The organism is Campylobacter sputorum subsp. sputorum (assembly GCF_008245005.1).
Lineage (GTDB): Bacteria > Campylobacterota > Campylobacteria > Campylobacterales > Campylobacteraceae > Campylobacter_F > Campylobacter_F sputorum.
This window is the reverse complement of sequence record NZ_CP043427.1, coordinates 1,086,985-1,099,105: the sequence shown is the minus strand read 5'-3', so window position 1 is coordinate 1,099,105 and position 12,121 is coordinate 1,086,985. Positions and strand designations below refer to the sequence as shown.

Genomic DNA, 12,121 nt, shown 5'->3' with positions numbered 1-12,121 from the left:
ACTAATAATCCTGCTTTAAATACTTTAAAAGGTAAATTTATAGATTTAGAAAAAGTATTAAGTGAAAAAATTGCTAAAAATGGAGTAAAACTTTTAGATCTTCTTGATGCTTACTCTAAACATGATTTCACTCAAAGACTTGATGATGATGCAGCTGTTGCATCACATAGTAATAATCTAGGCAATGAAATATCAAATATGCTTAAACAAAATCTATCTCAAGCAGAAAGCTTACAACAAAAATCAGATCTATTATCTAAAGCAGTAGATCAAATAACAGCTTCAGCTAAAAAACAAGCCAGTTCACTTGAAGAAAGTGCAGCTGCTGTTGAAGAGATGAGTAGTTCAATGAACTCAATTAATCAAAAAACAACAGAAGTTATAGCTCAAAGTGAAGAGATTAAAAATGTTATAACTATTATAAAAGATATATCAGAGCAAACTAACCTTCTAGCACTTAATGCTGCTATAGAAGCAGCAAGAGCTGGAGAAGCAGGAAGAGGATTTGCTGTTGTTGCTGATGAAGTTAGAAAACTAGCAGAAAAAACTGGTAAGTCATTAACTGAAATAGAAGCTAATGTAAATGTTTTAACTCAATCAATAAATGAGATGAGTGAAAGTATTAGAGAACAAACTGAAGCAATATCTATGATAAATAACTCTGTAGCTGATGTAGATGCTTTAACAAAAGAAAATGTTAATATTGCTAATAATACATTTACTATCACAAAAGAACTTGATACTATGTCTAAAGATATAGTTGATAGTGTAAGGAAGAATAAGTTTTAATTATAAATTTAGATGTTAGAGAAAACTCTAACATCTAAGTGTTTATACTAAATTTAAATCACTAAAAGCTTTTTTTAATTTCTTATACAATTTTTCAAAATCAACTCCAGCTACTCTAGTTTCACTTATGGTTGTGATAAATATGACATATAGAATTTTAGAATTTGAAATTTGGAAATAAACTGCATTTTAAATACTTTGTTTTTGTTTATCAAAAATTAATTTTATTGATAAACAAATATGCTATAATTCACAAAAATTTTTAAGGATGATTAATGACAAAAAGAGCTTTTGGAGAGTGGGAAGAGCAAGAGCTTATAATGCTTTCTTTACCTCATGAAAATAGCGATTGGAATGAGTATTTAGATGAAATTTTACTTTCATATGAAAATTTTGTAAAAGCTATTATTCCTTATCAAAAAGTTCTTTTGGTAGCCCCAAATTCAAATATTTTTGAGCAAAGATTTTCTAAATTTAATAATGTTGATTTTATGCAAATTTCTACAAATGACACTTGGATTAGAGATTATGGTGCTATAGATATTATGAATGGCGATAAAATTATAAGTTATGATTTTAAATTTAACGCTTGGGGCAATAAATTTAATTCTAGTCTTGATAATAATGTAAATAAAATTCTTTTTGAGAATTATTTTAAAACCGAGTTAAAAGAGATTAATCTTATACTTGAAGGAGGCAGTATAGATTTTAACGGAAATGGTGTAATGCTTACAACAAAAGAGTGTTTATTAAACAAGAATAGAAATAGTTCTATGGGTAAAGATGAGCTTGATATAGAGCTTAAAAATATTTTTGGCTTACAGCAAATTATTTGGCTTGAAAATGGATTTATAGATGGTGACGATACCGATTCTCATGTAGATACTTTGGCTAGATTTATAGATGAAGATACCATTGCTTACTCAATTAGTGAAAATCCAAATGACAATGAATATAAGGCACTTTTAGATATGCAAAGGGAGTTAAGAAAAACTGAATTTACGCTAATTCCATTACCGTTACCACAGCCTAAATTTTATAATGGTAAAAAACTAGGTGCAACTTATGCAAATTTTGTTTTTATAAATGAAGCTTTGATAGTGCCAACTTATAATGATAAAAATGATGAAATTGTTATAAATACACTTAAAAAAGCGTTGCCGGGTAGAAAAATTATAGGTGTTGATGCAACTGTATTTATAAGACAAAATGGCTCTTTACACTGTTCTTCTCAAAATAGATTTTTAGGAAAAAGATAAAAGATGAGTGCTGAGAAATTAGAAAAAACAGCTCCTATTGTAGCTGGAACAACCGCTGTTTTGCTAGCCATTATAAAACTAATTGCGGGACTTATGAGCGGTTCTATTTCTGTTTTAAGCTCAGCAATTGACTCAATGCTTGATTGTTTGATTTCTGGATTTAACTACTTTGCGCTTAGAAAATCAAAACAAGGGCCAGATGATAAATTTAATTTTGGTTATGGCAAATTAGAAGCATTGGTAGCACTTTTAGAAGGTGCATTTATAATCGGTATTGGTATATTTATCTGTATTCAAAGTATCCAAAAGTTTTATGCTAAAAACCATGATTTTAATATCGATGTTGGTTTATATGTGATGATTTTATCATTTGTAATTACAGGTATTTTAATACTTTATCTTAATTTTGTTTCTAAAAAAAGTGGCAATCTTATCATCAAAACAGATGCCTTGCATTATCAAACTGATTTTTTGACAAATTTAGCAATTATAATTACTTTAATAATTATCAAATTTACAGGTCTTACGATAATAGATGCTATTTTTGGTATCATTGTAAGTATCTACATAGTATTTAGCGCTATAAAAATCATAAAAGAAGGCATTTATACTCTTCTTGATGGTGCTATAGATGAAAATATAGTAGATGATATAACTAAATTTATTATTTCAAGAGACGATGTTACTGATTTTCATGATTTAAGAACAAGAAAAAGTGCAAAAACCTGTTTTTTTTATATACATATGGTTTTTCATCCAGGAATTTCACTTTCAAAAGCACATGCTATAGGCGATGAAGTGGAGCATTATATACAAACAAAATACGATAGTTATTCATGGATTATAAATTTACATTTTGATCCAATAGATGATTCAAATTAGCAATAAATAAAAAGGTTTAAAAATGTCAAAAATATTAAAAGTTGGTATCATTTCACACGAGTATTGCGGTAGTAAAACTGCGACTATAGAAAAAACAGTTTCTCTTATAGAGCAAGTTGTAAAAAATGGTGCAAATTTGGTTGTTTTGCAAGAGCTTCATCAAGGAGCTTATTTTTGTCAAAGTGAAAATGTAGATTTTTTTGATTTGGCAAATGATTATGAAAGTGATGTGACTTTTTGGTCAAATGTTGCAAGGGAGTATAAAATAGTTTTGGTAACCTCTCTTTTTGAAAAACGCTCAGCTGGAATTTATCACAATAGTGCCGTTGTTTTTGATAGTGATGGAAAAATAGCTGGAAAATATAGAAAAATGCATATACCAGATGATCCAAATTTCTATGAAAAGTTTTATTTTACGCCAGGAGATCTTGGTTATAATGCAATACAAACAAGTGTTGGAAAATTAGGAGTTTTAGTATGTTGGGATCAGTGGTATCCTGAAGCTGCTAGACTTATGTGTTTAAGTGGTGCAGAAATTTTGATATATCCGACTGCAATTGGTTGGTTTGATAATGATACGGATGATGAGAAAAAACGTCAACTTGATGCATGGATAGCAGTTCAAAGAGGTCATGCTGTAGCAAATGGAGTTCCAGTAGTTACGGTAAATCGAGTTGGCTTTGAAAGCGATGGAAAAGATAGTGGAATTAGGTTTTGGGGAAATAGCTTTGCTTTTGGTCCGCAAGGAGAGGAGCTATTTAGTTCAAATAGCACAGATGAGCTTTCAAGTGTAGTTGAAATAGATATGATAAGATCTGAAAATGTGCGTAGGTGGTGGCCGTTTTTAAGAGATAGAAGAATTGATAGTTACTTTAATATAACAAAGCGTTTTGTGGATTGATTGTTTTAATAATTGCTTAAGCTTAAAATTGTAGAATTGCTTTTTATTTACTACAAAATTACGCAAGGAAATTATTTGACAACTTTTGTAAAAAAAATATTTAAAAGTGAAACAACCGGCGGTGTATTGCTACTTATTGCTACTATTTTAGCTCTAATTTTTCAAAATTCATCTTTGACGCATAATTTTTATCATTTTGTTTTAGAATTTCCTGTAGTTATTGGTGTTGGCGATTATGTATTAGATAAACCATTTGAATTTTGGGTAAATGATGCCTTGATGGCTATATTTTTCTTTTCTATTGGCTTAGAGTTAAAAAGAGAGATGATAGAGGGTCAATTAAGACATTTTTCACAAGTATTTTTACCAAGTTTTGCCGCTCTTGGGGGAGTTATTTTTCCTGCTATTATTTTTAGTATCATAAACTGGGGCAATGAGTTTGCTATGCGTGGGTGGGCTATACCAACAGCAACAGATATTGCTTTTGCAGTCGGCGTTCTTGCTATTTTGGGCAAAAGAATTCCATCAAGTCTTAAGATTTTTATCTTAACACTTGCCATAATGGATGACTTATGTGCTATAGTCATAATTGCACTTTTTTATTCTACTAGCCTTAATTTTGCTTTTTTAATTGGTGCTTTGGTATGTACTCTTATACTTATATTGATATCAAAAAAAGGTGTTAATAGTAAGGGTATATTTATTTTATTTAGTATTATTCTTTGGATTTGTGTATTAAACTCTGGAGTTCATGCAACTATAGCTGGAGTTATAGCAGGATTTACAATACCAATTTATAATGAAAATAACGGCACTTCAATGTTAAAAGAGATGGAACACTCTCTTTCTATACCTGTAAATTTCCTTATTTTGCCGATATTTGCGTTTGTGAATGCCGGGATAAATTTACAAGGCATGTCATTAAATTATCTTTTAAGTCCTGTTCCATTAGGTATTTTTGCCGGATTATTTTTTGGAAAGCAATTTGGAGTATTTTTATTTAGCTACATAGTTATTAAACTTAAATTTGCAACATTACCGCAAAATGCTACTTGGAAACAATTATATAGTATAGCAATAATATGTGGCATTGGTTTTACAATGGCACTTTTTGTTGCTAATCTTGCTTATCTACCAGATCCTTTAAGATATCATCAAACTGATAAATTGGCCATTTTGCTTGCCTCTGTTGTATCTGGTGTAGTTGGTTATATAGTAGCTAGAGTTTTTGGTAACAATCCAGACGGTTCTCCCAAAAATCATAAATAAAATTATTTAGCCTTTGATATTTCAAAGGCTTTTTTAACTTCTTTTAAGTCAATTTTAAATATAATCGATTTTCTGATTAAAAAATTAATGATGAAAGGAAGTAATGTGCCAACCATAAATCAATTGGTTAGAAAAGGACGCAAGAAAATTACTGAGAAATCAAAATCTCCTGCGTTGAAAGATTGTCCTCAAAGGAGAGGAGTTTGCACGAGAGTTTATACTACAACTCCTAAAAAACCAAACTCAGCTCTTAGAAAAGTTGCCAAAGTAAGACTTACTAGTGGCTTTGAAGTAATTAGCTATATAGGTGGTGAAGGACACAACCTACAAGAACACTCAATAGTACTTGTTCGTGGCGGTCGTGTTAAAGACTTACCTGGTGTTAAATATCATATAGTTCGTGGAGCTCTTGATACTGCTGGAGTTGCTAAAAGAACTGTTTCTAGATCTAAATACGGCGCTAAACGCCCAAAAGATAGCAAATAATAAATATTAGTTTATTTTAACAGACTTACTATTTTTTTGAGTAATGTTTGAGTAAAATTTAATCACAAATTTGAAGGAATAAAAATGAGAAGAAGAAAAGCCCTTGTTAGGGAAGTTATGCCAGATCCAATTTATGGCAGCAAAATCATTACTAAATTCATAAATTCATTAATGTACGATGGTAAAAAGGCAGTTGCAACTGAGATTATGTATGGTGCTATTGCTCTTATAGACAAAAAAGGTGGCGAAGTTAAAGGTATAGATGTTTTTAACAATGCTATTGAAAATGTAAAACCTGTTATGGAGGTTAAATCACGCCGTGTCGGTGGTGCTACATATCAAGTTCCAATAGAAGTTCGTCCTGCTAGACAACAAGCTTTAGCAATTCGTTGGTTGATTTCGTTTTCAAGAAAAAGAAGCGAAAGAACTATGATAGAAAAATTAGCTTACGAGCTAATGGATGCTGCAAATTCAAAAGGTGCTTCATTTAAGAAAAAAGAAGATACTTATAAAATGGCTGAGGCAAATAAAGCATTTGCTCATTACCGCTGGTAATAAGGAGAAATAATGGCAAGAAAAACACCTTTTCACATGGTTAGAAATATAGGTATTGCAGCTCACATTGATGCGGGAAAAACAACAACAAGTGAGAGAATACTATTTTTTACGGGAATAAGTCATAAAATAGGCGAAACTCATGAGGGTACAGCCACAATGGACTGGATGGATCAAGAAAAAGAGCGTGGTATAACAATTACTTCTGCTGCGACAACATGTTTTTGGAAAAATCATCAGATTAATCTTATAGACACCCCAGGCCACGTTGATTTTACAATCGAAGTTGAAAGATCAATGAGAGTTTTAGATGGTGCTGTTGCTGTATTTTGTGCTGTTGGTGGCGTGCAACCACAAAGTGAAACAGTTTGGAGACAAGCGAATAAATACCGTGTTCCAAGAATAGTTTTCGTAAATAAAATGGACAGAGTTGGGGCAAATTTTTATAATGTTGAACAACAAATAAAAGATAGATTAAAAGCTAATCCTATTCCTATCCAAATTCCAATTGGTGCTGAGGATGATTTTAAGGGAGTAGTTGATCTTGTAAGAATGGTAGCTTATGTTTGGGAAGATGATAAGGTACCAACAAATTATGTTGAAAAAGAAATTCCAGCAGAATTAAAAGAAAAAGCCGAAGAATATCGTGCTAAGATGATAGAATCTGTTTGTGAAACAGATGATAAGCTTTTAGAGAAATTTTTTGGCGGTGAAGAGTTAAGTGAAGCAGAAATAAAAGAAGGTATAAAAAAAGGTTGTTTGAGTCTTAGTTTAGTTCCAATGCTTTGTGGAACTGCTTTTAAAAATAAAGGTGTTCAACCGCTTCTTGATGCGGTAGTTGAATATCTACCAGCTCCAGATGAAGTTGCTGATATAAAAGGTGTTTATGAAAATGGAGAAGAAGTAACTGTTCCTTCAACAGATGATGGAGAGTTTGCTGGACTTGGATTTAAGATTATGACAGATCCTTTTGTAGGTCAACTTACTTTCGTTCGTGTTTATCGTGGTAAACTTGAAAGTGGAAGCTATGTATATAATACGGTTAAAAACACAAAAGAGAGAATTGGTAGAATTTTAAGAATGCACTCAAATAAGCGTGAAGAGATAAAAGAGCTTTATGCTGGTGAGATAGGTGCTATAGTTGGCTTAAAAGATACTTTAACTGGAGATACACTAGCTAGTGAAAAAGATAAAGTTATTTTAGAGAGAATGGAATTCCCTGATCCTGTTATTAGTGTTGCAGTTGAGCCAAAAACAAAAGCAGACCAAGAAAAAATGGGTATAGCTCTTCAAAAGCTTGCTCAAGAAGATCCAAGTTTTAGAGTTGGAACAGATGAAGAAAGCGGCCAAACAATCATATCTGGTATGGGTGAGTTGCATCTTGAAATCATAGTAGATAGAATGTTAAGAGAATTTAAAGTTGAGGCTGAAGTTGGTAAACCGCAAGTTGCTTATAGAGAGACTATAAGAAAAACAGTTGAACAAGAGTATAAATATGCAAAACAATCTGGTGGTCGCGGTCAGTATGGACATGTATATCTTCGCCTTGAGCCAATGGAGCCAGGTAGTGGATATGAGTTTGTAAATGAGATTAAAGGCGGTGTTGTTCCAAAAGAGTATATTCCAGCTGTTGATAAAGGTTGCCAAGAAGCTATGCAAGGCGGTGTTTTAGCTGGATATCCAGTTGAAGATGTTAAAGTTTCACTATTTGATGGAAGTTATCATGAGGTTGACTCTTCTGAAATGGCATTTAAACTTGCTGCATCAATGGGCTTTAAAGAGGGTGCTAGAAAAGCAGGTGCGGTTATACTAGAGCCTATTATGAAAGTTGAGATAGAAACTCCTGAAGAGTATATGGGTGATGTTATAGGAGATATAAATAAACGCCGCGGTCAAGTAAATAACATGGGTGAACGCGGAGGAAATAAGATTATAGATGCATTCTGCCCACTTTCAGAGATGTTTGGATACTCAACAGATTTAAGAAGCCAAACTCAAGGTCGTGCTACATATTCAATGGAATTTGACCATTATGATGAAGTTCCTAAAAATGTTAGTGAAGAAATCATTAAAAAAAGAAATGGTTAAATAATCGTGTCAAAGGATTTTTTAAATCCTTTGACTTTTAAACTCAAATATACATTTTAAATATTTTGTCCTCATAGCTCAGCTGGATAGAGCACAAAATTCCTAATTTTGAGGCCGTGAGTTCGAATCTCGCTGAGGACATATTTTATATTCATTTAATACATATCCTGTTGCATATATATTTGTAATATTAAGATTTAATTTTCTTCTTAAATTTCCTACTAAATTTTGTATTGTTATTTTTGTAACATATTGTGTATTATAAACACATTCTTCTATCATTTCAAATGTAACTATAGATCCTAAATTTGCACTAAATAGAATAATTAGTTTATGCATTATTGGGCTTAAAAAAATTTCGTTTTTATTTTCGAATATTTTCTCGGTTTTTAAATCTATACTTATTTGTTTTGTTAGTTTTGTAAGTTTTTTATCATTGTTTTTAAATATAAGTATTATATTATCTAATATAGCACTAAATTTTATTGGTTTAAATAAAATCATAGAACTTCCGCCATTAAATTCATTTAAAAATTTAATATAAACTTGTCTTTTGCTGGCTAAAAATATGAATTGTTGATTTTTATTCATATTAATTATAGGAGATAAATTTATACTTGATACATAATCTAAATCTAAAATTATAATGTCAATATTTGTGTTTGAATTTAAAAAAGCTTCAATAAAATTATCTCTATTTTTGATAAGTAAATTGTTAAATTTATTTCTATTTTGTTTTGCTTTCTCAATTGTTTTTTTGCAATCAACAACTAATATTAAATTTAAATTTTTTAAATTTACCAATTTATTTCCTTTATTTCGGTTAGTATTTTACAATATTTAAGTTTAATATAAGCATAATAATGAAAACTAGATGAAAATGTATGTTATGATATATTTTTATTATCAACAAAAAAGGATTATTTGTATGAATAGACGAAATTTTTTAAAAGCAGCAGGTGTTACGGGTGCTGTATTATCTACAAATCCGCTTTTAGCAGGCGAAAAAAAGCTAAAAAGCATTCCGACTGCTTCAAATGTAGGGGCATTTTTTGGAGAAGTTGATGAAAGTGGAAAATTAGTAAAAATTACTCCACAAATTTCAGATAAAGATCCTAAAATTCCTTGGAGCGAGGCGTGGATAGATAGAGTTTATAATCCTACTAGGATAAAGTATCCATGCGTAAGAAAAAGTTATCTTGAAGCAAAAGGCATAAAAGCAAACTCAAAGCCAGAACTTCGCGGCAAAGAAGAGTTTGTTAGAGTTAGCTGGGATGAAGCGATTAAGTTAGTTTTAGAAAAACTTCAAAGCGTAAAACCAGATGAAATTTATAATGCAAGTTATGGTGGATGGGGTCATCCAGGACTTCTTCATAACTGTTCTGCAACTGCAGGAAGATTTTTTAATACAGTAATTGGTGGTGCAATTACTATGGATGGCGAGCATAGTAACGGTGCAGCTGGTAAAGTAAATACAACTATAGTTGGAGATTTAGAAGTTTATTCACTTCAAACAGCTCATGAAGTTATACTAGATAACACTCAAGTATATGTTATGTGGGGTGCTGATATTTTAAAATGTAATCAAATTGATTTTAAGGTTGCAAACAGAGCAAATAACCCATACTATGATAAATACGCAAAATCAAAAATAAAATTTATTACAATTGATCCACAACTTACGCCAATTGCCAAAAAATTAAATGCAAAGTGGATCAAAATCCGCCCAAATACTGATGTAGCTTTGATGTTGGGTATGATGCACTATCTTTATACTTCAAATCAATACGATAAAAATTTCATCCAAAATTATACTTATGGTTTTGATAAATTCTTACCTTATTTACTAGGAAAAACAGAAGATAAAGTAGAAAAAACACCTGCTTGGGCTAGTAAAATTACAGGCGTTGAAGAAAGTGTTATAAAAGCTCTAGCGGATACTTTTGTAAAAAATAGAACATTTTTAGCAGGAAACTGGGCTATGCAAAGAGCTCATCACGGCGAACAAGCAGACTGGACTTTGATGGTTTTAGCTGCTTTTATAGGACAAATCGGGCTTCCTGGTGGAGGATTTGGTTTTTCTATGCACTACTCAGGTGGTGGTCAAGCATCAAGTGGAGTTATGCTTCCAGCAGGTCTTCCGCAAGGCAAAAATAAAGTTAGAGCTAAAATCCCGGCTTCAAGGATAAGTGAAGCCATTTTAAATCCAGGCAAAAAAATCAAATTTAAAGGTGGCGAATTAACATATCCAAATGTTAAGATTTTTTATAATGTAGGTGCAAATACTTTGGGGCATCAGCCAGATGCAAATTCTTTAATTAAAGCTTTAAGAACTTTGGATACCGTGATAGTTCATGAGCCTTGGTGGACACCAACTGCTAAGATGGCTGATATAGTTTTACCGGCTACAACTACGCTAGAAAGAGATGATATAAGCTATGGTGGAAGTTATTCGCAAGATTATGTTTATGCTATGAGAAAAGTTATCGAGCCGCTTTATGAGGCAAGAGATGACTATGATGTTTTTGAAGAAATGGCAAAAATGGTTGGCGTTAGAGAACACCGTAAATTTACAGGTGGGAAAACAAAAATGGAGAGAATTCAAGGCTTTTACGATAGAAGTGATTGCCCAAATTATATGAGTTTTGAAGAGTTTTGGGAAAAAGGATTTTTAAGCTTTACTCCTGATGAGAGTGCTTATAAGTATGTAAGACATGCTGATTTTAGGGCTGATCCTATAAACAATAAACTAAGAACCGAAACAGGCAAACTTCAAATTTTTTCTGATAAATTTGATAGCTATAAACTAGATGATTTTAAAGGTCATCCAATTTGGCTAGAGCCTGATGAGTGGCTGGGTGATAAAGAAAAAACAAAAGAATTTCCATTCCATGTAGTAAGTCCACATCCAACTTATAGAATTCACTCTCAACTTGATAATTGTTTTGTAAGAAAACTTTATAAGGTAGGCAATAGAGAGCCAGTTTTAATAAATAGCAATGATGCTAAAAAGTTAGGCATTAAAAATGGAGATACTGTCGAAGTGTTTAATAATCGCGGTAGTTTATTAGCTGGGGCTGTTGTAAGTGATGATATAATGAGCGGAGTTATTTCTATCCAAGAAGGTGTTTGGTATGATCCTGAGAGTTTGGATAATCCAAGATGTAACGCAGGTCATGTAAATGTTTTAACAAATTCTATTTCAACTTCAACAATGGCACAAGCTACAACTGCAAATACTTGCCTAGCAAATATCAAAAAAGTTGATGTTAAGCCTTATAAGGGCATAAAACTACCGGTGGTAAAAGGAGCGTAGTATGAAAAAAACAATATTTTTATTAGCGATTTTAAGTAGCTTAGCTTTTGGAAAAAATATGTGGATTTATAACATAACAACAGATTTAATAGATCCAAAAACAAATGAAGTTGTAGGTAAAATTTATGAAGGAACCCCTGTAAAGCTTATAAAAAATCAAGGAGAATTATCTTTGATAGAAGTAAATGGTGTTACAAGTAGTGCAGATAAGAGTGTTTTAGTTTATAAAAATGATAAAAATACAAATACTCCACTATCAAGCTTTTTAAAACTTGATAATGCTACTGCAAAAAACGGAGATAAATTTTTGGTAAAAAGTTCAGATTTGGTTGATAGAGAATATCCAGCGTGGGAAGAAATAGAATTAGTTTATTATGATACTTGTACAAGTTGCCATGCAGGACATCATCCAAGCGAGCATTTAATGAATGAGTGGGATGCTTATTTATCAGCTATGCAGTATTTTGCAAAGATAAATGATGAAGAAAAATCTAGAATTTTAAGATTTTTAGAATCTCATGCAAAAGATGGATTTGCAAAAGAAGAAGAGTAGATTTAGGGCTAAATTTAGCCCTA

Annotated in this window: 10 protein-coding genes, 1 tRNA gene and 1 pseudogene; 11 read left to right on the top strand and 1 reads right to left on the bottom strand. The window is 31.6% G+C overall.

Going from position 1 to position 12,121, the window contains the following annotated elements; translation table 11 throughout:
- Nucleotides 1–354 precede the first annotated feature (354 nt).
- The 9 genes and pseudogenes from CSPT_RS09510 to CSPT_RS05495 form a co-directional block, all read left to right on the top strand.
- A pseudogene (locus CSPT_RS09510) lies at nt 355–789 on the top strand (methyl-accepting chemotaxis protein); the annotation flags it as partial.
- A 275-nt stretch (nt 790–1,064) separates the two neighbouring features.
- On the top strand, nt 1,065–2,048 hold the full coding sequence (locus CSPT_RS05530) for an agmatine deiminase family protein (protein WP_089182681.1): 984 nt from the start codon (nt 1,065–1,067) through the stop codon (nt 2,046–2,048).
- 3 nt (nt 2,049–2,051) lie between these two features.
- Nucleotides 2,052–2,930: a cation diffusion facilitator family transporter gene (locus tag CSPT_RS05525; RefSeq protein ID WP_089182680.1), complete on the top strand. Its 879-nt coding sequence runs from the start codon at nt 2,052–2,054 to the stop codon at nt 2,928–2,930.
- A gap of 22 nt (nt 2,931–2,952) precedes the next feature.
- A complete protein-coding gene (locus CSPT_RS05520; protein ID WP_089182679.1) occupies nt 2,953–3,831 on the top strand; it encodes a carbon-nitrogen hydrolase in 879 nt (292 codons plus the stop codon).
- Nucleotides 3,832–3,906: 75 nt separating this feature from the next.
- Complete coding sequence (gene nhaA / locus CSPT_RS05515; RefSeq protein ID WP_089182678.1) at nt 3,907–5,100, top strand: Na+/H+ antiporter NhaA; 1,194 nt, start codon at nt 3,907–3,909, stop codon at nt 5,098–5,100.
- 105 nt (nt 5,101–5,205) lie between these two features.
- Nucleotides 5,206–5,586, top strand: a complete 381-nt coding sequence (rpsL, locus tag CSPT_RS05510) for a 30S ribosomal protein S12 (protein ID WP_033916220.1) — start codon at nt 5,206–5,208, stop codon at nt 5,584–5,586.
- Nucleotides 5,587–5,670: 84 nt separating this feature from the next.
- On the top strand, nt 5,671–6,141 hold the full coding sequence (rpsG, locus tag CSPT_RS05505) for a 30S ribosomal protein S7 (protein WP_033916219.1): 471 nt from the start codon (nt 5,671–5,673) through the stop codon (nt 6,139–6,141).
- Nucleotides 6,142–6,153: 12 nt separating this feature from the next.
- A complete protein-coding gene (fusA, locus tag CSPT_RS05500) occupies nt 6,154–8,229 on the top strand; it encodes an elongation factor G (RefSeq protein WP_033916218.1) in 2,076 nt (691 codons plus the stop codon).
- A 67-nt stretch (nt 8,230–8,296) separates the two neighbouring features.
- Nucleotides 8,297–8,370: transfer RNA gene (locus CSPT_RS05495), tRNA-Arg, on the top strand.
- Here CSPT_RS05495 and CSPT_RS09350 read toward each other — a convergent pair.
- Complete coding sequence (locus CSPT_RS09350; protein ID WP_255410848.1) at nt 8,332–8,733, bottom strand: winged helix-turn-helix domain-containing protein; 402 nt, start codon at nt 8,731–8,733, stop codon at nt 8,332–8,334. The two genes, CSPT_RS05495 and CSPT_RS09350, sit on opposite strands and share 39 nt — an antisense overlap.
- A 418-nt stretch (nt 8,734–9,151) precedes the next feature.
- Here CSPT_RS09350 and CSPT_RS05485 point away from each other — a divergent pair, with 418 nt between their 5' ends.
- Nucleotides 9,152–11,545, top strand: coding sequence for a molybdopterin-dependent oxidoreductase (locus CSPT_RS05485; protein WP_089183323.1), 2,394 nt, complete (start codon nt 9,152–9,154; stop codon nt 11,543–11,545).
- A gap of 1 nt (nt 11,546) precedes the next feature.
- Nucleotides 11,547–12,098: a hypothetical protein gene (locus CSPT_RS05480; RefSeq protein WP_089182677.1), complete on the top strand. Its 552-nt coding sequence runs from the start codon at nt 11,547–11,549 to the stop codon at nt 12,096–12,098.
- The last annotated feature ends 23 nt before the right edge of the window (nt 12,099–12,121 follow it).

Excerpts from the sequence above, each read along its gene's own strand:
- CSPT_RS05530 (WP_089182681.1), top strand. The coding sequence starts at position 1,065 with ATGACAAAAAGAGCTTTTGGAGAGTGGGAAGAGCAAGAGCTTATAATG.
- CSPT_RS05525 (WP_089182680.1), top strand. The coding sequence starts at position 2,052 with ATGAGTGCTGAGAAATTAGAAAAAACAGCTCCTATTGTAGCTGGAACA.
- CSPT_RS05520 (WP_089182679.1), top strand. The coding sequence starts at position 2,953 with ATGTCAAAAATATTAAAAGTTGGTATCATTTCACACGAGTATTGCGGT.
- rpsG (WP_033916219.1), top strand. The coding sequence starts at position 5,671 with ATGAGAAGAAGAAAAGCCCTTGTTAGGGAAGTTATGCCAGATCCAATT.
- fusA (WP_033916218.1), top strand. The coding sequence starts at position 6,154 with ATGGCAAGAAAAACACCTTTTCACATGGTTAGAAATATAGGTATTGCA.
- CSPT_RS09350 (WP_255410848.1), bottom strand. The coding sequence starts at position 8,733 with ATGATTTTATTTAAACCAATAAAATTTAGTGCTATATTAGATAATATA.
- CSPT_RS05480 (WP_089182677.1), top strand. The coding sequence starts at position 11,547 with ATGAAAAAAACAATATTTTTATTAGCGATTTTAAGTAGCTTAGCTTTT.